The organism is Paenarthrobacter aromaticivorans (genome assembly GCF_019038615.1).
Taxonomy (GTDB): Bacteria; Actinomycetota; Actinomycetes; order Actinomycetales; family Micrococcaceae; genus Arthrobacter; species Arthrobacter aromaticivorans.
This window is the reverse complement of the sequence record NZ_JAHOPC010000006.1, coordinates 53,723-73,446: the sequence shown is the minus strand read 5'-3', so window position 1 is coordinate 73,446 and position 19,724 is coordinate 53,723. Positions and strand designations below refer to the sequence as shown.

Genomic DNA, 19,724 nt, shown 5'->3' with positions numbered 1-19,724 from the left:
GTCGTCAACCCGCTGTTCTGTTGCTGCCCAGCAACGGAACAGCGGGTTTTCCACGTTTAGGGGGTGTCTCGGCAAGTGCCTGCCTGAGATTCCGGTCAACGTCCCACGGGCGGCTGAGATCATCCCATTCGATGCGGACCACTTTCCAACCCTGAGCCTGGAGTGCCTTCTCCCGGCGTCGCTCCTGAAAGAGCACCTCATCGGTTGGTGCGTAATCGAAGTACTTGGCCCGGCCGTCAAATTCCAAAATCACCTTGTTTTCCGGCCAGCCGAAGTCTCCTCGGTACCGACCGAGGGGTGTATCGACTTCGAGCTGAAGCACCGCTCCGTGGATCCCCAATTTGCTCAGGAGTGCGCGCGTCCGGGTTTCTCCCACGGATTCCGAACGTGCATCCATTGCGTCGAGAACCCGTCGCAAGCGTCGTGCACCTCTTGTGATTTTGCCAGTGTCCACATAGTCATGCATCAAAAGCGGATCAGCGCCCCTGCGAACAGCTTGGTCTGCGATCACCAATGCCCGTTCAAAATCCAGGGTCCGTGCACAGTCCACAACAGTGCGCTCAAGGCTCGTAACTTTGACGGGTCGTCGCCACGGCGCCTGCAGCTCAACGATCTCCGCGGACTCCAGTGGAGCACCGTGCGCCGATACATCTTCCCCGGAACTCGCCTGAGCTGGCCAAAACGGCGTGGTGACGTGCACCAGTGGGCCACCATCCCAGGGTGAGCACCCATGCAGTCGCGCGGCACTCAAATGGCTGTAGATGCTCGCGACGCGTGACCCGCTCTGATGCGCCTGGATCCTCAGCATGTCCTGCTCCCAAGCACTTCGTCGGCGCCAGTCAGCGGCACGGGCGTAAACGCCGCGTCTCAGCCTGATCAGCTTTCCCGATCGCACACCCGCCGTAAGCACCCGGTCGCCGAGACCACTCTCGGCGAGATCCGCCGTCACGGCGATGATGTTATCCGGCCAGTTCCCGGCGATCAGGGCGTCAAGTTTTTGTGGTTTCATGGGGTCCATCGTGCGTCTGCCGGGGGCCTCGCGGACAGCCCTTCAAGGGCGTATGTGGACAACTACGGCCGGTCGGCCCTGGACACTCCAAGCCGCAGCCGTCAGCACAGCCCTGCCCTGTCGATGCCCTGCCAGCCAACAACGTCGCGGGCCCGCTAAACCGTTGTTGGGCAACAACTTGGAAGCGGGCAAGCCACGAGAATGCCGGCAAGCAACGGGGTTCCAAGCCGTAGCCCTGCCCTGCCCTGCCAGCTAACAACGTCGTGGGCCGCTAACCCGTTGTTGGCCAACGACGCAGGAGCGGGCAAGCAACGAGAATGCAGCAAGCAACGGGTTTCCAAGCGCAGCCGAGCCCTCCCGTGCCACAAAGGCCTGGCACCTAACAACGTCGTGGGCCCGCTAACCCGTTGTTGGGCAACAACTTGGAAGCGGGCAGGCAACGAGATCGCGGGCAAGCGACGGGTTTCCAAGCGCAGCCCTGCCCTGCCCTGCCCCGCCCTTGCCCTGCGCCACAATGACCTGCCACCTGACAACGTCGTGGGCCCGCTAACCCGTTGTTGGCCAACAATTTGGAAGCGGGCAAACCACGAGATTGCGGGCAAGCGACGGGTTCCAAGCCTTAGCCGTCAGCACTGCCCTGCCCTGCCCTGCCCTGCCCTGCGCTGCCCTGCGCTGCGCCACAATGCCCTGCCACCTGACAACGTCGTGGGCCCGCTAACCCGTTGTTGGCCAACAACTTGGAAGCGGGCAAGCAACGAGATTGCGGGCAAACGACGGGTTTCCAACCGCAGCCGAGCCCTGCCCTGTCACGATGCCCTGCCAGCTAACAACGTCGTGGGACCGCCAACCCGTTGTTGGCCAACAACTTGGAAGCGGGCAAGCAACGAGAATGCAGCAAGCAACGGGGTTCCAAGCCGCAGCCGAGCCCTGCCCCGCCTTGCCCTGAGCCACAAGGGCCTGCCCCCCTTAACAACGTCGTGGGCCCGCCGACCCGTTGTTGGGCAACAACTTGGGAGCGGGCAAGCGACGAGATTGCGGGCAAGCGACGGATTCCCCAGCCCCCAGCCCCCAGCGCTCAGCCCGCCATGAACTTCAGGTAAGCCAGCCCCTGCGCTTGGAACGAACGCTCCGCGGCCGGGCCCAGCTGCCCTTCGAAGGGCTCGGGAACAACGCCGGGCGCCTTGCCGTTGCCGGTCCTCGCCCACGTGCCCACCACTTCTCCCCCGGCTACGATGATCCGTTTGAACACTCCGTTCCTGCCCGGCACTACCAATTCAGCGTGCTCGGGCGCAAGGACCAGGCTTCGGTCCTGGTAACCGAGCAGGAATTCATCGAAGCCAGGAAGAGCCAGCAACGCCCGCGAGCCGGGGACGCCGTCGTCGAGCAGTGCTGCTGTTTCAGCCGAAAGCCAATAGCTGGTATCGCCGAACGGCAGCTCCACCAGTCGATCCTGAACCGAGGCGAGGGCCTTGCGCGCTTCGGTGAGGGGCACTTGGCTCCACCAGGCGAAGTCCTTCACCGTCGCAGGTCCGTGGCTGCGGATGTAACGGAAGAGGAGCTCCGCAATTCCTTCCTCGCGATCAAGGTCCCTGGAGTCCTTGATCCACTCGTCGAAGGGCACAAACAGCTGTTGGACGCCCACCTTGCCGCGTGAACCAGCCATGGGGCCTTGGACGAGCCACGCACGCTGGCACAGGCTTCCAAGCAGATGGATGCCACGCTGGGCCTTGGTGATCTGGCCGGCTTCCTCGAAGGCGTCAAAGAGTTGCTCGCGCGTGGCCCCACGTCCGCCGTCGGCCGTCTTGAGGGACTCTAACGTCTTCAGTGCAATGTCCCGGCAATGGCTGATGTCCTCGGCGGTGATGCCAAGCTCCCGATGCCGCCCTGCCACCATGTTCATGAGTCGTGGGCTGGTGATTCGCAGGATCCAGCGGAGATCCTCGGGTGCCAGCAGATGCAGTGTTCCCCGAATTGGCCATGACCGGACTATGGTTCCGGAGTCAAGGGCTGCGCGGACGTCGGATGCTGCAGATCCCGGGACACGCTGCCCCACGGCCCACAGCGCGGATCCGAGGTCCTGCGCCTGCATGGCTGTCATCCAGCGAACGACATCAGGCACGGCGGCAAGACCACCATTCAGGAGTCCCTGGCTAGCGAGCCGCAGGCGGCCCATAACTCGCGGAGTGATAGCGGCAGGACGCGCTTGGGGTGCAGGCATGCTCCATCCTAAAAGCGCCCAGCCGGTACAGGGAACCTTGCAACACCTCCCAGCAGCCTTCCAGCACAGTTTCCTAGGATGGACGCATGCTCTTTGGTGATCTTGCTCCGCTTGTGCGGCCGCTCAGCAGATGGTTGGCTGCGGCTGGCTGGTGCTGCACCGTCGTCGGGCTTGGAACGGGACTCGTTGTGGCCGTCGGTACCGGAGTCAGCCTCACGCCGGCCATGCAAGTGATCCAGATGGCGGGGCTGGTGGCGACTGCCACTGCCGCCTTGCTCATAGGTTCCGCAGCCGCTATCCAACCTGTTGCCGATCCCGAGGACGACGCCCCGGAACCCTGGTTCTACCCCGCGGCCGCAGCACAAGTACGCAGCTTCCTGCTTGGTGCCATCGTGATGCTCCTGGGCCTAGTGGGCTTCGCCATGGCAGGGCTCTTCATGCCTAGCGGCCCTTCACCCCAAAGTATTGCCTTCAGTCAGATCTTCCTCCTGGGATCAGTGAGTTGCGGGCTGACCTTCCTGCTACTCAACAAAGTCCTGCCCATCGCTGCACGACGCACAAGATAAGCCCACGGCGGCGCGCTGTGTCCCGCTAGAGGGAAACGCCAATCAGCAAGGGTTCAGGGTGCAGCTCAATGCCGAAGCGATTCACGACGCCGGCACGTACTTCGCGCGCGATAGCCACCATGTCCGACGCCGAGGCCGAGCCGCGGTTGGTGATCGCCAAGGTGTGCTTGGTGGACAAGGATGCCCTGCCACCGGAAACACTGCTTTCATCGAGACCGAAACCCTTGCCGAATCCTGCGTGATCGATGAGCCAGGCAGCGGATAGCTTTACCAGTCCGTCCTCGCCTGCCGGGTACTTCGGCGCGTTCTCCGGCAACCCTGCGGCGCGTTCGGCAGGGATGATCGGGTTGGTGAAGAACGAGCCTGTGGAGTAAGTGTCCCGGTCTGCGGCGTCCAAGACCATGCCTTTGGACGCGCGGAGCCGGAGGACTTCCCGGCGGACATCGTTGGAGTAGGCACGTTTGCCGGCTTCCACGCCCAGCACGCGGGCGAGTTCACCGTACCGGATGGGGGCGCTCATTCGCCCCAGCGGCAATTGGAATTCAACAGTCAGCACGACGTAGCGCGGGGAACCTTCCACCGTGGTCTGCTTCAGGATGGAATCGCGGTAGCCAAACTTGAGTTCTGAGTTGGTGAATGTCTGAACTGCATTGCGTTGCCGGTCCCAAGTCCGCACGGCGGCGATGGTTTGCGAGACATCCGCGCCGTACGCGCCAACGTTCTGTACGGGCGTGGCACCTGTGGCCCCCGGGATCCCGGACAGAGCTTCAAGCCCGGACCACGCATGCAGAACCGAGTACTCAACCAGCGCGTCCCAATTATGGCCGGCCTGAACCACCACGGACACACCGCCACAGCTGTCTTCCGAGTCCACGGTGAAGCCTTCGGACGCTATCTTCAGGACTGTGCCGGGGAAGCCGTCGTCCGAGATCAGGAGGTTGGAACCCCCGCCAATGATGAGGAGTTTCTCCCCCACAGCGTCAGCCGACCGCACGGCGTCGATGATTTCGGCCTCAGTGCGGGCCTCTACATATTTTCCTGCCGGGCCGCCGACGGCAGCTGTGGTCAGGTCGGAAAGCAGCGTCTGGGTCACCAATCAAGCCTAACGGGGAATGAAGTGCTCACTTGATTCAAGAAACCTTCACGACTGCTTGGGACTTCATGAGGACCTTCTGCCCGGCGGCTACAACGGTGAGGTCGATGCGCACGGTGCCGGCCTCGGCGTCGAGGGCTCCCACTACCCCGGTGACATCGATAACAGCACCGGCCTCGTCCGTTCCGGTGGTGTCAGCCACCAGGACCGGCTTGGTGAAGCGCGTCTGGTAATCGACGACGGCGGCGGGGTCCCCTGCCCAGTCGCTGACCAGCTGCACTGCCGAGCCCATGGTGAACATGCCGTGTGCGATCACGCCGGGCAACTCAACAGAGGTCGCAAAAGCTTCGTTCCAGTGGATCGGGTTGAAGTCCCCCGAAGCGCCGGCATACTTGACCAGGTCCTGGCGGGTGACCTCAATGCTGCGGGTGCCAATTTCCTGGCCTACCGTCAGTTCTTCAAATTTTGGGCTCATGGTTACTGTCCCTCTCCGCGGACCAGGATGGACGAGGTGGTGGTGGCTACTTTTTCACGGTCATCGTTGCCGTCGAGGGCGAAAATCTCTGAACGCGTTGTGATCATCGCGCCGCCGCCCATGGCCCGCACTCCATCAACGTGCAGTTCAGCCACGAGGCGGTCCCCGGCCACAATGGCGCGGTGATGGGTGAAGCGCTGGTCCGCGTGCACCACGCGGGAGAAGTCGATGCCGGACTCGGGGTCCTCCACAAGCTGGGCGTCGGCGCGCTGGGCAACAATGATGGCAAACGTCGGCGGGGCTACAAGATCGCTGTGCCCCATGGCCCGTGCTGTCTCAACGTCGAAGTGCGCGGGATTGCTGGCCTTCACGGCCTTCGCAAATTCGCGGATCTTCTCGCGGGAGACGTCATAAACCTCTGCGGCAGGGTAGCTTCGGCCCTGCAGGTCCGGATTGATACTCATGGTCCAACCCTATCGGGCCAGCGAGCCTACGGTGGTGTTGCGACTACTTCTTGTAGCTCTTGCGGATCTTCTGGCCCCGGACTACGAGCCCTGTGACGTGGAGCAGCAGCCCGACGCCAATCACGGGCAGTGATGCAATGGCCAATCCCTGGTTGCCGGTGGTGTTTCCGGCAATGGAAAGGATGAGTCCGACGGCGATGAGCCCCATGGCGCTGAAAACCAGCGTTTTGTAGGCGGTGGAGGAGGTGGCCCAGAATTCGTTCAACACCGTCCAAGTCTACCGGTGCGCGTTGCGGAGCCCGCTCTGCGCCCCAAAACCCAGGAATAGCCCGCACAGCAGGCCGCACAAGGAGTTAGAACAAAGAATCCTGCAGTGCTGGGATTTCCGTGACGTGGGCGCCGAACTCGATCTTTCGTCCCTTCAACGCGCCCAGGTCTGCCACGAAGCTACCCTCCACCTCGTTTCCCTCGGCATCCGGGAGGCCAGCCAAGGCGATGGCACCGGAAAGTGAGTGGACCCGCAGGCCATGCCCTCCGCCGTCGAACGCTGCCGGGTACGGGTGGCGCGAAGAACCGGCGGCACGAACGGTGCAGAGCCGGTCAGCCAAGGCCGGCCGCTCCCACTCTTCCTCCACAAGGGCGAATCCGGTCATGGCAAGTCCGCCCAGCAAGCCACGAACCTGCGCGGCATGCCGCCGATTGGTGGCAACAAGTTCGACGCCGGGACGCGGCTCAACGAGCGACGCCGCCTTGGCAGCGGAACGGACCTGCTGGACGAGTCCAAGCTCGCGGGTCACAAGGTCCTCGAGCACTCGAACAACTCGGCCGTCCTCGGCAAGGGCAACATAGGAAGCTTGAACGGCACCCTGCTCTGCCAGCCGGTTCCATTTGCGCGGCGCCGAGGCAGTCCCGACCTTGGTTGCCCCATTGGCGAACGTTGCAACGTAAAGCCAGTGTGGCTGCATGAGGTAAGCGCGAAGACCGGCAGGCACAGAGCCGCCCCGGTGGAAGTCATGCATGAGCCGGGAATCGTCCCGGGCAAAGCAGGCCCCGCACTGTTTCCCACGTTCGGCTGGGGAGCCGCTGCGGCAAGGAACATGGGTACGGTTGCCCGGCCCGTGGACCTTGGTATGGCCAAGGCACCACACCCCGGGCATGACGCGCAGGCCCAAGGTTGAACCTGGGGCCAACGCAACGTCAGTGAACTCCCCATCCGGCGACAACAACTTCAAAGCCGGTGAAGAAGAGTCCCAAGCTATGCCGTGGACCAGCATGGCTACAGGGAGGGCTGAACCCCGAAGGCAACTGCGAGCTTCATGATCTTCTCAGCGCGGCCAAGGCGTGGGAGGTCCGAACCATCGCGGATGACCCGGCCGTTGGCTTCGAAGTCGCTCATGAAGTCGGTAGCCCAGGCAACGTCCGACGGAGTGGGGCTGATGACCTCGTTGATCACGGTGGTTTGGTCGATGGCCAGGCACAGCTTGCCGGTCATGCCCATGGTTACCGTGATACCGGTCTGCTCGCGCAGGATGGGGTGGTTGGTGCCGACCGTGGGGCCATCGATGGGGCCGGGCAGGTTGCCCACGCGGCTGGCTACGACGAGCTTGGCACGCGGGTAGGCCATGGCCTCGGGGGTGGCGGCCATGCCGGTGTCGCGGCGGAAGTCACCGGAACCGAAGGCCAGGCGGAACGCACCCTGGGCGCGGGCAATGTGGTTGGCTTCCTCGATGCCGAGGGCGGACTCAACCAGTGCAATCACGGGAGTCTTGCCGTCCATGCGGTGGTAGGACTCCGTGACCTGGTCCGCGGACTCAGTCTTGGCGAGCATCACGCCGAGCAGGCCCGGGGTACCGCGCAGGCCTGCGAGGTCGTCTGCCCAGAACGGGCTGGTGGCATCGTTGATGCGGACCCAGGCCTGACCGCCGGACCTCAGCCAGTTCACGACATTCTCGCGCGCCGCGTCCTTCTGGGAGGGGTCAACGGCGTCTTCGATGTCAAGGATGATGGCGTCTGCCCGTGAGCCCGCGGATTCGTCAAAAAGCTCCGTCTTCATGGCATTCACAAGGAGCCAGGAACGGGCGATGTCGGCGGGAATGTTGCGGGTAGGCCGAATGGATTCGGCGGCGATGCTAGACGTCATGTATCTACCGTATCCGCCCGGCGGCCCGCAAGGCGAAGAAATCCGCCCGGTTGTGAGGATCAATACGAACTAAATCCCTTATGACTGTGCCCGCGCCCAGTATGACCGGCCGACGGCGGCAGGCACCATTCGCTTTCAGCGCACCACCCGCGGTGAGCCATTGAACTTAACACAGTCTTCATCAAGCTCAACGCTGCGACTTTGTGTCCGTCGATTGCAGTTCATGGCTTCGCGTTGCCCGCGGTTTCCCAGCGTGACCGCGGCGCTTTCCACGGGCCACGCGGATGGGCTTACATCGTTCCCAAGCCGGTGAACGTACGGCTCTCCAACTAACAACTTGCACTCGAAAGTAGCTCCCATGAAACTGCACCTGCCCCTGCTGAGCGTCGCGGCCGCCGTCGTACTAGCGCTGACGGTGTCCGGCTGCGGCGGTGCAGCCGAAGCCGGACAAGCCAACCAAGGCGGCACCGAAGTCAAGGAACTCCGCTACCAAGGCTCAGCCAACAACGTGACCTTCCCCGAACTTGCCGCAGACCTCGGATACCTGGGCGACCTGAAACTGAACTGGGTGGGCAACACCACCAGCGGACCCCAGGACATCCAATCCGCAGCCACCAACCAGACCGACTTCGGTGGCGCGTTCTCCGGAGCGGTGGTGAAGCTGATCGAAGCGGGCGCCCCGGTGAAGGCCGTGGTCAACTACTACGGCTCGGATGAGAAGACCTTCAGTGGCTACTACGTGAAGGCAGACAGCTCCATCAAGGGACCCCGTGACCTGATCGGAAAGAAGATCGCGGTCAACACACTGGGCGCGCACCACGAAGCGGTTATCAACACGTACCTGACGCGGAACGGTCTCAGCCAGGACGAGATCAAGCAGGTCCAGCTCGTGCCCTTGGCTCCGAACGATACAGAGGAAGCCATCCGTAGAGGCCAAGTGGACGCGGGAACCCTGGGCGGCGTGCTGCAGGACAGGGCGATCGAGGCTGGCGGACTACGTTCGCTGTTCAGCGATGTGCAGTTGTTCGGAAACTTTGCAGGCGGCCAGATCGTGCTCCGGAACGACTTCATCGAAAAGAACCCGAACACCGCCCGCACCTTCACTACCGGCGTTGCCAAAGCCATCAAATGGGCGGCAGAAACACCGCGCGACGAAGTCATTGCCCGCTTCACCAAGATCATCGAAAACCGCGGACGCAATGAGAGCACAGCCAACCTGAAGTTCTGGAAGAGCCCTGGTGTTCCGGACAGCGGCGTGATCAAGAACGAGGACTTTACCCGGTGGGAGGCGTGGCTGAACTCTGCCGGGATCGTGAAGGACAAGCTCACGCCGGCCAAGTACTACACCAATGAATTCAACGATCTCGCCAGCGCCACGAACGGCACAACTACTAACGCAGCCAAGAAGGGATAGCCATGACTGCCAAAATCAGCCTCCGCAATGTCACCAAGCAATTCACGGTCCGGGCTACGAAGTCCACGGCCGCAACGACGCTCACGGCCATCGATTCGCTAAGCCTGGACGTGCGCGACGGCGAGTTCCTTACCTTGGTAGGGCCAAGTGGTTCCGGCAAGACCACGCTGCTGGACTTGCTCGCGGGTCTCTCAACACCCACGTCCGGCGAGGTTCTCGTTGACAACAAGCCCGTGACGGGTCCCGGCAAGGACCGCGCTGTGGTGTTCCAGCAGTACGCACTGTTCCCCTGGCGGACAGCTTCGGCCAACGTGTCCATCGGCCTGGAAGGAACAGGGCCGGACGGCAGGAAATTGAACCGTCGGGAACGGGCGGCGAAGGCCAAGGAGTATCTGGCGCTCGTCGGGCTGGCCGGATTCGAGGACCGCTATCCCCATGAGCTCTCGGGAGGCATGAAGCAACGCGTTGCCATTGCCCGCAGCTTGGCTTACGAGCCCGACGTCCTGCTGATGGACGAGCCTTTCGCGGCATTGGACGCCCAAACCCGCGAGCAGTTGCAGGACGAACTGCTGCGCATCTGGAGGGCAACCGGCAAGACGATCGTGTTCATCACGCACGGCATTGACGAGGCCGTTTACCTCGGCGAGCGCGTGGCTGTGCTGAGCGCCCGCCCCGGCCGTCTGAAGGAAATTGTGGACATCAACATCCCCGATCGCGACGGCGAGGAGGACATTCGCTCCCACTCGGCCTTCGTCGAGCACCGGCACGAGGTGTGGACGCTCCTGCACGATGAAGTCCGCCGCGCGCAGGACGCCGGGCACCGGAAGATCCTCCCGGACGGCAGCGCACCGGATGAACCGTCAACCGCCCCCAAAGACGGAACGGTCACCAGTGAAAGGACTGCGGCCTGATGAGCACCACATTGACCCAGACAGAAACCGCGGCGGCAACGCGCAAGGCAAGCGTCAAGACCGAGCCGGGTAACGCCGTCGGGCCTTCCGGTACTGCTGCCGCACCCGCCCCGGAGGCTAACGCGCAACGTTCGACACCGGTCCTCGCCACCGCGCGCAGGGTTACGGCAGCAGCCGGATCAGGCGTGTGGAAGTCCGCCGGCATCCTGGCCTTCCTGGCACTGTGGGAGTTCGGCCCGACGTATCTGGCCAGCCCGTCCACCAAGGTATTCCTGCCACCGTTGCATGACGTGCTGTTGGCATGGGGCAAGCTCTTTGAAGCCGGCACCATCCAAGGCAACATTGCGGCCAGCCTCACCAGGTCAGTCACCGGTTTCGGCGCGGCGCTCGTTGCAGGTGTGTTGCTGGGACTCCTGATCGCCTGGTACGGACGGCTCAACGCAGTCCTCAACCCCTTGCTGGAGCTCTTCCGCAACACGGCCGCGCTAGCCCTGCTGCCGGTGTTCACGCTGCTGCTGGGCATCGGCGAGGAATCCAAGATCAGCATCGTGGCTTACGCAGCTTTCTTCCCGGTGCTGCTGAACACGATCGCAGGAGTGAAAACCGTGGATCCGCTGCTCATACGGGCTGCGCGCTCGCTGGGGCTGAACAGTTTCCGGCTCTTCCAGAAGGTCATCCTGCCATCGGCCGTGCCCACGATCTTTACCGGTATCCGGATGGCCGGTACCGCGTCCATCCTGGTGCTGATCGCCGCCGAGATGGTGGGCGCCAAGGCCGGCCTTGGGTATTTGATCGTGAACGCGCAGAGCAGCTTCCTCATCCCGGACATGTACGCGGGCATCCTCACAGTCTCGCTCCTGGGCCTTGGCGTGAACTTCCTGCTGGTCGCGCTGGAACGCCATTTCTCCCCCTGGCGGACCGCAGTGGGCGCGGCTGCTTCCTAAAACCACCCCGTGGCACTTGCCACAACCCATCACAAAGTAAGGAAAGAAATAATGACCGTCATTACCGAAGCCAAGCTTCAATTCGCCAAGCTAGGCTCCCGCATCGGCGCGGAAATACGAGGACTCGATATCAGTGGAGACCTCAGCGAGGACACGATCGCTCAGATCCGGGGCGCGCTCAACGAGCACAAGGCGCTGGTATTCCGGGAGGCCAACATCCTCACCGACGAAGCCCAAGTGAAGTTCGCCAGCCACTTCGGCCCGCTCACCAAGGCACATCCCACTGTTGCGTCCGTGGAAGGTGAAGAAAACGTCTTGCCGGTGGACAGCGAGAACGGCTCCGCGAACAACTGGCACACGGACGTTACGTTCGTCGTCAATCCGCCGCAGGCCTCCACGCTGCGCAGCATCGACTTGCCCGCCTATGGCGGGGAGACGCTCATTGCTTCCTCCGCTGGGGCGTACCAGGACCTGCCGGAGGAACTGCGCAACTTCGCAGACACTCTGTGGGCCATCCACACCAACGATTACGACTACTCCGTGCCCAAGAACCTTGAGCACCAGAATGCCGAGGAGCGCCGCAAGGAGTTCACCCGCCTGAAGTTCGAAACCGCCCATCCCGTGGTGCGGGTCCACCCGTTGACCGGCGAGCGCGGATTGTTCATTGGGGGCTTCGCGCAGCGGCTTCGGATCGTGGGCTTGTCCAACACTGAATCCCGGGACATCATCAGGCTGCTGCAGGCTTATGTGACGCGTCCTGAGAATGTGGTCCGCGTGAACTGGGAGCCCAACCAGGTTGTCTTGTTCGATAACCGGATCACCCAGCACTACGCCCCGGACAACTACGACGGCCAGCCCCGCAAGTTGAACCGTGTGACCATTGCCGGCGACATTCCTGTAAGCATCGACGGCAAGGCAAGCCAGGCCATCCAGGGTGATTCAAGCACCTACTCGGTGGTGGCCCCGGTCGCTGCCGCGGCAGTTTCGTAGAAGCCCGTATGTGTTGCTGTTGTAACCCAACTGAGTCGCAGCTGAGCGCGTTTTGAACCCTCAAAACGTGCTTAACTGCGACTCAGTTGGGTTTAAGGGATGTTGCTTCCCCGAGCTGCCACCCACAGGCCATACCACTCGGCGCGGGTCATGGCGGCAGCCACGGACGCGGCATCAGAGCAGGCAGCGATCCGCCCGGGATTGGTGGTTCCGAGTACGGGAGAGATCCGCGCCGGATGCCGCATCAGCCACCCCAGCAGTACCGATTCGGGGGTGGTGCCTTTCTCCGCCGCGAGCCGCTGAAGCATTCCAGCGGTTGCGGACTCGGCCGGCGACATCTCCTCGGACGGCGCCCCTGTGTAGCGTCCCTGAGCCAAGGAGCCGTAGGCCTGGAGCTCAATCCCCTTGGCCATGCATAGCTCCACCGTCCCATGGGGAAAGTTGAAGCCCAGCCCGTCGGCATGGTTGACCAACACGGTGCTTTCCAGCCAGTCCCGCCGCAGCAGGCTCATCTCCAGCTGGTTGGCAGCGATGGGCATCTCAAGGCAGTCCTGCAGGAACTCGATCTGCGCGCCGGACATGTTGGACACACCCAGCTGCCGCACCTTTCCTTCCGTAACAAGCTGCCCGACGGCGTCCGCCACCTCGCGCGGATCCATCAAAGGATCCGGGCGGTGCAGGAGAAGGACGTCTACGTAATCCGTTTGAAGCCGCTTCAGGCTTTCATTGACCCGTTCAAGGATCGCTTCCCGGCTGAGGTCGTAGTGCGTATCCAGCCCGCGCTCCCCCAGCCTGATCCCGCACTTGGTTTGCAGCAGGATCTTCTCGCGCAGGCCCTGCGAACGGGCGAGGACTTCCCCAAAGACGGCTTCGGACTTGCCGCTGCGGTAGATGTCAGCATGATCGAACAATTCAATGCCGATACCTTGTGCTGCCTCGATGACTGCGGCGGCCTGTTCGATCTCGGCAGCACCATAGGACGTACCGTCCCAGGGACCGCCAAGGCCCATGCAGCCGTAGATGAGGCGCCCGCGCCCGTTCGCGTTATTCATACCTGTATTCAATCCAGTTGACTTGCCCGGCGCTTACGCGTCGCGGACCACCCAGGCTGTGGTGTCGGCCGGCAGCAGGCCGCCTTCCACCGGTCCACTGCTCACGACGACGCTGCCCGCCGGAAGCGCGAAAGGCTCAGTTCCGAAGTTGGTTACGGTTTCCCAACCGCCCGGACGGCTGAAGTGCAGAACGTCCTGGTTTCCGGTCTCAACCCATTCGAGTTCTTCGTCGGTCTGAAGTTCCCTGCGCAGGCGCAGTGCTTTGCGGTAGAGCTCCAGGGTTGAGCCTTCACGTCCTTCCTGCTCGGACACCGCGTAGTTTGCGAACCATTCCGGCTGCGGCAAGTGGGCCTTGCCTTCTCCGAAGCCAAAGGAGGGTCCTTCTGCGGTCCACGGCAGCGGGACGCGGCAACCATCGCGGCCGATCTCCACGCCTGGGTTGCGGTAGAAGGACGGGTCCTGCCGCTCAGAGTCCGGGATCTCAGCTACTTCCTGCAGGCCAAGCTCTTCGCCTTGGTAGAGGTAGGCGGAGCCGGGTAGCGCGAGGAGCAGCAGCGTTGCGGCGCGGGCACGACGCAAGCCGAGTTCGACGTCGAGCTCTTCCGCAGGTGCGCCGGCCAGCAGCCAGCCTTTGCCGTCCTGGCCCTTTGGCTTGGTGGCCGAGACGTCCTGGGCGGCGTTGGTTCCCTGCGCAACCGAACCCCCCTTGGGCAGTCCATAGCGGGTGGCATGCCGAACGACGTCGTGGTTGGAGAACACCCAGGTGGAGGACGCCCCGGTTTCCTTTGCCGCGATCAGGTTTTCCGTGATGATCTTCCGGAAGGATGGTGCATCGAAGTCGGCCTGCAGGAGGTCGAAGTTGAAGGCTTGGCCCAGTCCCTCGGGGCTGGCGTAGCGGGCACGACGCGATTCATGGACCCAGGCCTCGGCTACGGCGGTGCGCGGCGGGTTGTACTCGTTGAAGAGCTTGCGCCACTCCGCGTAGACCTCGTGGACTTCGTCGCGGTCCCAGAAGGGGTGCGATCCGTCCACGAAACCGTCCGTGCCGTGAGCGCGGGCTTCGAGGTCTGCCTTCATCGGCAACGGCTCGGAGAGATCCTTGGCCATGCCGTGGGCGACATCGATGCGGAAGCCGTCCACGCCGCGGTCGGACCAGAACCGCAGGGTCTTGAGGAAGTCCTCGCGAACCTCAGGGTTGTCCCAATTGAAGTCGGGTTGCTCCTTGGCAAAGATGTGCATGTACCACTGGCCGGGAGTGCCATCGGGCTCGGTGATGCGTTCCCAGACCGGTCCGCCAAACACGGAGTCCCAATCCGAGGGCGGCAGCTCGCCGTTTTCCCCCTTGCCGTCACGGAAGATGTAGCGTTCCCGCGCCGCAGAGCCCTTGGGCGATGCCAGGGCCTCCTTGAACCATTCATGGCGGTCCGAAGAGTGGTTGGGCACGATGTCGGCCACCAGCTTGATGCCGGCGGCATGCAGTGCTGCTGCCATCTCATCGAAATCTTCAAGCGTCCCCAGTTTTGGGTCCACATTGCGGTAATCATCGACGTCGTATCCACCGTCCGCAAGCGCCGACGGGTAGAACGGGCTCAGCCAAACGGCGTCGATCCCCAGTTCCTTCAGGTACGGAACCTTGGCAGTGATGCCCTTGAGGTCACCGATGCCGTCGCCATTGGAATCGGCGAAGCTGCGGGGGTAGATCTGGTACACAGCTGCCTGGCGCCACCAGTTCGGATCAGCCATTCGCTCTGCATCGGTACGGTGTGCCTGAGTGGCGGAAGTGCTCACGAAACTCCTTTGATTTAGAATCTAAATTTATATCCCGGACCAGTATGAAACGCTGGGCAAGGAAGGTCAACATCCACTAGCCCTTGACGGCCCCCTGTGTCACGCCGGCCATGACCCACCTCTGTGTAAAGAGGTACGCGACGATCGCGGGCGCCATCGCCATCAGGTAGGAGGCGAAAGATACGTGGTAGTTGTTGCTGAACTGGGTTTGAAACAGGTTTTGCCGTACCGGCAGGGTCTGCAGTGCGGGATCGGAAATGATCAGCGACGGCATCATGAAGTCATTCCATGCATAAAGGAATGCGAAGATACCCACGGTCGCGCTCATCGGCGCCAATAGCGGGAAGATCAGCTTCCAGAATGTCTGCCACGTTGTGGCGCCATCGATCCGGGCACTCTCTTCCAGTTCCATGGGTATGGAACGCAGGAATGCCGTGAAGAGCAGCACGCTGAAGCTCAGTTGGAACATGGTGGCCAGGAGGATTACGCCGAACGGGTTGTCCAGCCCAAGACGACCGGTGAGCTGGATCTGCGGCAGTGCAACCACCGGGAACGGAATGAACATCGCTCCAAGAAGGTAGAAGAACGAGTACCTGAACAACCGGCGTTCCCAGTTGCGCACAATCGCGTAGGAGGCGAATGCAGCAAGGACGATGGTGGCAAGGACGGTCCCTGCAGTCACCAGCAATGACATCGCGGCACCCACGGGAAAGTTCGTCAGGGTCCAGGCCTGGATGAAACCGTCGAGGCTGAAGGGGGCGGGAAATGAGAAGGCGTTGCCATCCACAGCCTGCCCCTGGGTCTTGAAAGCCATGGACACGGTGACATACAGGGGAAGCAGGACGGTCACTGCGCACAGGACGAGGACCGTGGTCGCAGGCCAGTTGACCCGCTCGATCGCCGGAGCCGACCGCCGTCGGATGTTTGGAGCGGTGGCGGTTTCAACGTGGGAGGAGTCCTCGATTGCGAGGGTGGTTTGCTTGGTCATCAGAGTGCATTCCGTCCGCGAGTCAGCGAAAGCTGCAGGAGTGAGATAAGGATGGCGACCACGAAAAAGATCGTCGCGTTGGCCATCTGGTAGGCGTAGTCGCCGCCATTGAAGCCGGCAATGACAGTCATCGCAATGCTCCTGGTGGAGGTCCCCGGGCCACCGTTCGTCAGCCCGACGATGATGTCGTAAGCATTGAGAAAGCCCTTGAACCCGAGAATGATGTTGATGACCACGTAACCGGCCACCAAAGGAAGGGTGATCTTCAGGAGCTGCTGGAATTTGCTCGCGCCATCGATTTCTGCGGCCTCATAGACATCCCCGGGCACGGCAACAAGGCCCGCGATGTAGATGAGCAACGCCCCAGGTACTGCCTGCCATGCTGTGACAAGAACAATCGCAATCCACGCGAGATCGGGGTTGGCCAGCAGGCTGCTTTCCAGCCACGGGATCCCTGCCGCAGCACCGACCTCCGGCAGGGAGTTCGAGAACAGGAAGTTGAACACGTAGGCGATGATGATGCCGGAAACCACCATCGGGATGACGAAGATGGTCCGCAGTGCCGACTTCATCCGGATGCGTGCGGTGAGGCCGACGGCAAGGAGGAAAGCGATCACGTTGACCGCGATCACCGTGACGATCGAGAACCCAAAGGTGAACAGATAGCTCTGCAGGATAGCGGGGTCACTGAAGATCGCGATGTAGTTGGTCAGGCCGATGAACTCCCAGTCACCGATTCCGATGGAGTTGGTGAAGCTGAAGAAGATACCGATGATGCCCGGGATCGTGATGGCAAGGGTGAACAGGATGAGGCTGGGTACAAGGAAAAAGTAGAAGATCGGTTCCACACGGCGCCTGCTGCGTGGCCTTTGGCGACTCTGCCCGGATGTGGTTGAGGTGCTAATGCTGGACATGTTTCTGACTTCCTATGTTCTGCACTACTGGCGGAAGGCCAGGCGCGCCCAATCTGCGTCGAGTGTGCGAAGGGTGGATGCAGGGGACGCGCCGAACACGATTGCCTGCGTGTAGTTCATGATCGGTATGGTGCGCGGAACGAGTACCGACGGCCCCTGGTAAACCTGCGATTTCTCGTAGTACTCCACCATCCCCTCGATCCGGGGGTCCGGGACGGTCGCAGAATCCTTGGTTGGTGTGAAGCCCAGCTGTGATTTGTTGTAGGCATCGATCACCTCTGGCCGGTACAGGTACTCGAGGAAGTTACGCGCAGCGTCCTTGTGCTTGGATGCCTCGGGAATCCAGGCCGCGAGGTCCACATTGACCCGAACGCGCAGGTCCTTGGGGTCCTCGGTCATCGGGAGTGGGAAGGTTCCGAGCTTGAGGTCCGGGGCGGTCTTGGCGATCTCGCTGAATGCCCACGGGCCCTGCAGATACATGGCCGCTTTGCCCTGAGAGAAAGCAAGATTACCGTCACCGTAGGCGCGGCTTGCAGCATCCTTGTTGACGTAGTTCTTTGCGAGCGTCAGCATCTTCTCGACCGGCTGGTTGAAGTCCTTCTGGAATGACACCGAGGATTCCGGCCCAACCTCCGTGCCTTCGGCAGCAAGCTTCTTGAAGAAGTCAATGGTGTCAACCTGCCCACCTACGGAGTAGTCAAACCACCCCTGGGCGATCGTCCAGTCATCCTTCCATGTGGCATAGAACGGCGTCACCCCAGCGGCTTTCAGCGCTTCACACGCCGCGATCATCTCGCTCCAGGTCTTCGGCACGGCGATGTTGTGCGCGGCGAAGATCTCCTTGTTGTAGATCACCGAGGACGCCATGACTGAGTAGGGCAAGGCACTGGTGCGGCCCGGATAGGAACCGTACTGGTCCATCAGCGGCTGGAGGTCCTCGCGGACGCGGGAGGCGGCTTGCGTGCCGGACAAGTCGCTCAGCGCTCCGCGCTGGACAAAGCGCGACGTTTCCATGTTGTAGTTTGCAAGCGCGATGTCCGGTGGATTGCCGCGGACGAAGCTTGCGGACACGACGTCGACGCCCGAAGTGTCCAGCACCACCTGGGTTTTGTCCTGGGAAGCGTTGTAGTCGGCCACCAGCTTGGTCATAAAGCCGATGGCCTCCCGCTTGCTGAAGGTGAAGCGGATGGTCTCTTTACCCGGTTCTCCGGTACAGCCCGAGAGAAGGCCGGCCAGCAGAGCCAGACCCAGGCCCATCGCTGCCATGCGTTTCTTGCGCGTAGCTTTCACAGACTCCATAGTCCTTTCGTCTTGCGGACCCCCAGTGGCCGCTATGCCTTGGGGGAAGTGGTCGACCTCAACCTCAACCCGATTTTAGATAGGAGGTAAATTTATGACCTATCGCTAGTATTTAGTGAGGAGCACCACACCGTCAAGCTTTTGGGGAAATGCGTCGTCATCTAAATTTATGTACTAAATTTAGAGAGACCGTTCTATCACTCCGGTAGGCGGCTGGAAAGGTGGGAGCGCCGGAATGCTGATCGGGACTGCGCCGTCAACACAGCTGGTTCGCAGGGTCAATGCCGGCGCGATGCTCAAGGCCATGCGTGGCGCCGGTGTGGTAACAGGCACCGAACTCATGGCTTCCACTGGGCTCTCCCGCGCCACCGTCATTTCCATCTGCGACGAACTTGTCCGGCTGGGCTGGCTCCAGGAGCTGGAAAACCAGCGAGGGGCAGGAGACTACATCAAGGGCAGGCCGGCACGTCGCTTTGTTTTCGACGACAGCGCGGCCAGCGTGCTCGGAATCGACATCGGCGCCAATAAGATCACCGCCATAGTGGCCGACATGGCCGGAACACCATTATCCCAGGTCACGATGCCCTTCCGGACGTACAACGTCTCTGCCAATGAGCGCGCAGATGTGCTGGACCGGATCGCAGCAGACGTCCTGAAAAAGGCCGGCGTATCTGCAGACTCGATCCTTGCTGTGTCCGTTGGAGTGGCTGCCCCGGTAAGCCGCGACGGCGAGGTTCTCACCGTCCAGGAATTCTGGAAATCCTTCGATGTCCGCGGGATTGTTTCAGAGCGGCATGGCTGGCATGTACTCCTTGAAAACGACGCCAACCTCGCAGCCCTCGCGGAACGGTGGCAGGGCACCGCGCAGGGAGTCGACAACCTCGTTGTCATGCTCGCCGGCGACCGTCTGGGTTCCGGAATCCTCGAATCCGGCCGTTTGCTCCACGGGCAGCTTGGTGGCTTCGGGGAACTGGGATACCTGGACACCGTCGACGGCGTAGGCGACACCTACGGCATCGCGCACTACGCTGCGCTCTGGGGGCGGGAAGTCCTTGACGATACCAAGGGCACGAAGCTTCGGAAACTTTGCGGGGATGATCCCGCAGCGCTGACAGCAGAGATGGTTTTCAAGGCATCCGCGGAAGGCGACCACGCCGCCGCTCAGGTCCTGGACCGTTTGGCGCACCGCATGGCCCGGGTCATCGGCTCAATCAGTACTTTGGTCAACCCCGAGTTGGTTGTTATTGCGGGAGCCGTTGCAGCCTCTGCAAACGCCCTGATCCCAGCCATTGAAAAGCAGTTGCCGGACTTCACGTTCACTCCCCCGCGGCTGGCAACTTCCACCCTCAGTGACGGCATTGTGTCCGTCGGTGCGATCCGCCACGCCCTGGACTACGTCGAGGAGCACGCGCTGGACCTCTCCCCGTCGTCATTGCCGAAGCGCGCGGACGCTTCCTGA

General features: G+C 62.1%; 19 protein-coding genes. 6 read left to right on the top strand and 13 right to left on the bottom strand.

What is annotated here, in order from left to right:
• Positions 1–4 precede the first annotated feature (4 nt).
• The gene (locus tag KSW38_RS11375) at positions 5–1,009 is read right to left on the bottom strand and encodes a type IV toxin-antitoxin system AbiEi family antitoxin domain-containing protein (RefSeq protein ID WP_216925053.1); all 1,005 of its coding nucleotides are present in this window, start codon (positions 1,007–1,009) and stop codon (positions 5–7) included.
• Between the two features lie 1,075 nt (positions 1,010–2,084).
• Complete coding sequence (locus tag KSW38_RS11370) at positions 2,085–3,227, bottom strand: winged helix DNA-binding domain-containing protein (RefSeq protein WP_216925052.1); 1,143 nt, start codon at positions 3,225–3,227, stop codon at positions 2,085–2,087.
• An 86-nt stretch (positions 3,228–3,313) separates the two neighbouring features.
• Between KSW38_RS11370 and KSW38_RS11365 the strand changes: the two genes are divergently transcribed.
• Positions 3,314–3,793, top strand: a complete 480-nt coding sequence (locus tag KSW38_RS11365) for a hypothetical protein (protein WP_216925051.1) — start codon at positions 3,314–3,316, stop codon at positions 3,791–3,793.
• A 25-nt stretch (positions 3,794–3,818) separates the two neighbouring features.
• Here the strand turns inward: KSW38_RS11365 and KSW38_RS11360 are convergent, their stop codons facing one another.
• From KSW38_RS11360 to KSW38_RS11335, 6 genes are all read right to left on the bottom strand, one after another.
• Positions 3,819–4,886 carry a UDP-N-acetylmuramate dehydrogenase gene (locus tag KSW38_RS11360; protein WP_216925050.1) on the bottom strand — a complete coding sequence of 356 codons (1,068 nt, stop codon included), beginning with the start codon at positions 4,884–4,886 and terminating at the stop codon, positions 3,819–3,821.
• A 37-nt stretch (positions 4,887–4,923) separates the two neighbouring features.
• Positions 4,924–5,361: a MaoC family dehydratase gene (locus KSW38_RS11355; protein WP_216925049.1), complete on the bottom strand. Its 438-nt coding sequence runs from the start codon at positions 5,359–5,361 to the stop codon at positions 4,924–4,926.
• Between the two features lie 2 nt (positions 5,362–5,363).
• Complete coding sequence (locus KSW38_RS11350; RefSeq protein ID WP_216925048.1) at positions 5,364–5,825, bottom strand: FAS1-like dehydratase domain-containing protein; 462 nt, start codon at positions 5,823–5,825, stop codon at positions 5,364–5,366.
• Positions 5,826–5,868: 43 nt separating this feature from the next.
• Positions 5,869–6,093 carry a DUF3188 domain-containing protein gene (locus KSW38_RS11345; protein ID WP_216925047.1) on the bottom strand — a complete coding sequence of 75 codons (225 nt, stop codon included), beginning with the start codon at positions 6,091–6,093 and terminating at the stop codon, positions 5,869–5,871.
• A gap of 85 nt (positions 6,094–6,178) precedes the next feature.
• Positions 6,179–7,099, bottom strand: coding sequence for a DUF2797 domain-containing protein (locus tag KSW38_RS11340; RefSeq protein WP_216925046.1), 921 nt, complete (start codon positions 7,097–7,099; stop codon positions 6,179–6,181).
• Between the two features lie 2 nt (positions 7,100–7,101).
• Complete coding sequence (locus tag KSW38_RS11335) at positions 7,102–7,965, bottom strand: HpcH/HpaI aldolase/citrate lyase family protein (protein ID WP_216925045.1); 864 nt, start codon at positions 7,963–7,965, stop codon at positions 7,102–7,104.
• A 358-nt stretch (positions 7,966–8,323) separates the two neighbouring features.
• On the opposite strand from KSW38_RS11335, the gene KSW38_RS11330 reads away from it, so the two are divergent.
• Genes KSW38_RS11330 through KSW38_RS11315 form a run of 4 tightly spaced genes read left to right on the top strand, consistent with a single transcriptional unit; the run spans position 8,324 to position 12,224 of the window.
• Positions 8,324–9,379: an ABC transporter substrate-binding protein gene (locus KSW38_RS11330; protein ID WP_216925044.1), complete on the top strand. Its 1,056-nt coding sequence runs from the start codon at positions 8,324–8,326 to the stop codon at positions 9,377–9,379.
• Between the two features lie 2 nt (positions 9,380–9,381).
• Positions 9,382–10,290 carry an ABC transporter ATP-binding protein gene (locus KSW38_RS11325; RefSeq protein ID WP_216925043.1) on the top strand — a complete coding sequence of 303 codons (909 nt, stop codon included), beginning with the start codon at positions 9,382–9,384 and terminating at the stop codon, positions 10,288–10,290.
• Complete coding sequence (locus KSW38_RS11320; protein ID WP_216925042.1) at positions 10,290–11,234, top strand: ABC transporter permease; 945 nt, start codon at positions 10,290–10,292, stop codon at positions 11,232–11,234. The genes KSW38_RS11325 and KSW38_RS11320 overlap by 1 nt, the downstream gene beginning before the upstream one ends.
• Before the next feature lie 51 nt (positions 11,235–11,285).
• On the top strand, positions 11,286–12,224 hold the full coding sequence (locus KSW38_RS11315; RefSeq protein WP_216925041.1) for a TauD/TfdA dioxygenase family protein: 939 nt from the start codon (positions 11,286–11,288) through the stop codon (positions 12,222–12,224).
• Positions 12,225–12,316: 92 nt separating this feature from the next.
• On the opposite strand, the gene KSW38_RS11310 is transcribed toward KSW38_RS11315, so the two are convergent.
• The 5 genes from KSW38_RS11310 to KSW38_RS11290 all read right to left on the bottom strand — a co-directional run bounded on the left by KSW38_RS11310 (position 12,317) and on the right by KSW38_RS11290 (position 18,265).
• Complete coding sequence (locus tag KSW38_RS11310) at positions 12,317–13,276, bottom strand: aldo/keto reductase (RefSeq protein WP_254186388.1); 960 nt, start codon at positions 13,274–13,276, stop codon at positions 12,317–12,319.
• 33 nt (positions 13,277–13,309) lie between these two features.
• Complete coding sequence (locus KSW38_RS11305; RefSeq protein WP_216925040.1) at positions 13,310–15,064, bottom strand: glycoside hydrolase family 13 protein; 1,755 nt, start codon at positions 15,062–15,064, stop codon at positions 13,310–13,312.
• 76 nt (positions 15,065–15,140) lie between these two features.
• Complete coding sequence (locus KSW38_RS11300; RefSeq protein ID WP_216925039.1) at positions 15,141–16,052, bottom strand: carbohydrate ABC transporter permease; 912 nt, start codon at positions 16,050–16,052, stop codon at positions 15,141–15,143.
• Positions 16,052–16,966 carry a carbohydrate ABC transporter permease gene (locus tag KSW38_RS11295; protein ID WP_216925038.1) on the bottom strand — a complete coding sequence of 305 codons (915 nt, stop codon included), beginning with the start codon at positions 16,964–16,966 and terminating at the stop codon, positions 16,052–16,054. Before KSW38_RS11295 ends, KSW38_RS11300 begins: the two co-directional genes overlap by 1 nt.
• Positions 16,967–16,990: 24 nt before the next feature.
• The gene (locus tag KSW38_RS11290; RefSeq protein ID WP_254186387.1) at positions 16,991–18,265 is read right to left on the bottom strand and encodes an extracellular solute-binding protein; all 1,275 of its coding nucleotides are present in this window, start codon (positions 18,263–18,265) and stop codon (positions 16,991–16,993) included.
• A gap of 235 nt (positions 18,266–18,500) precedes the next feature.
• Here KSW38_RS11290 and KSW38_RS11285 point away from each other — a divergent pair, with 235 nt between their 5' ends.
• On the top strand, positions 18,501–19,724 hold the full coding sequence (locus KSW38_RS11285; protein ID WP_216925037.1) for an ROK family protein: 1,224 nt from the start codon (positions 18,501–18,503) through the stop codon (positions 19,722–19,724).

Excerpts from the sequence above, each read along its gene's own strand:
- KSW38_RS11330 (WP_216925044.1), top strand. The coding sequence starts at position 8,324 with ATGAAACTGCACCTGCCCCTGCTGAGCGTCGCGGCCGCCGTCGTACTA.
- KSW38_RS11355 (WP_216925049.1), bottom strand. The coding sequence starts at position 5,361 with ATGAGCCCAAAATTTGAAGAACTGACGGTAGGCCAGGAAATTGGCACC.
- KSW38_RS11325 (WP_216925043.1), top strand. The coding sequence starts at position 9,382 with ATGACTGCCAAAATCAGCCTCCGCAATGTCACCAAGCAATTCACGGTC.
- KSW38_RS11350 (WP_216925048.1), bottom strand. The coding sequence starts at position 5,825 with ATGAGTATCAATCCGGACCTGCAGGGCCGAAGCTACCCTGCCGCAGAG.
- KSW38_RS11335 (WP_216925045.1), bottom strand. The coding sequence starts at position 7,965 with ATGACGTCTAGCATCGCCGCCGAATCCATTCGGCCTACCCGCAACATT.
- KSW38_RS11315 (WP_216925041.1), top strand. The coding sequence starts at position 11,286 with ATGACCGTCATTACCGAAGCCAAGCTTCAATTCGCCAAGCTAGGCTCC.
- KSW38_RS11285 (WP_216925037.1), top strand. The coding sequence starts at position 18,501 with ATGCTGATCGGGACTGCGCCGTCAACACAGCTGGTTCGCAGGGTCAAT.
- KSW38_RS11370 (WP_216925052.1), bottom strand. The coding sequence starts at position 3,227 with ATGCCTGCACCCCAAGCGCGTCCTGCCGCTATCACTCCGCGAGTTATG.
- KSW38_RS11375 (WP_216925053.1), bottom strand. The coding sequence starts at position 1,009 with ATGAAACCACAAAAACTTGACGCCCTGATCGCCGGGAACTGGCCGGAT.
- KSW38_RS11300 (WP_216925039.1), bottom strand. The coding sequence starts at position 16,052 with ATGACCAAGCAAACCACCCTCGCAATCGAGGACTCCTCCCACGTTGAA.
- KSW38_RS11320 (WP_216925042.1), top strand. The coding sequence starts at position 10,290 with ATGAGCACCACATTGACCCAGACAGAAACCGCGGCGGCAACGCGCAAG.
- KSW38_RS11310 (WP_254186388.1), bottom strand. The coding sequence starts at position 13,276 with ATGAATAACGCGAACGGGCGCGGGCGCCTCATCTACGGCTGCATGGGC.
- KSW38_RS11340 (WP_216925046.1), bottom strand. The coding sequence starts at position 7,099 with ATGCTGGTCCACGGCATAGCTTGGGACTCTTCTTCACCGGCTTTGAAG.
- KSW38_RS11290 (WP_254186387.1), bottom strand. The coding sequence starts at position 18,265 with ATGGAGTCTGTGAAAGCTACGCGCAAGAAACGCATGGCAGCGATGGGC.
- KSW38_RS11365 (WP_216925051.1), top strand. The coding sequence starts at position 3,314 with ATGCTCTTTGGTGATCTTGCTCCGCTTGTGCGGCCGCTCAGCAGATGG.
- KSW38_RS11295 (WP_216925038.1), bottom strand. The coding sequence starts at position 16,966 with ATGTCCAGCATTAGCACCTCAACCACATCCGGGCAGAGTCGCCAAAGG.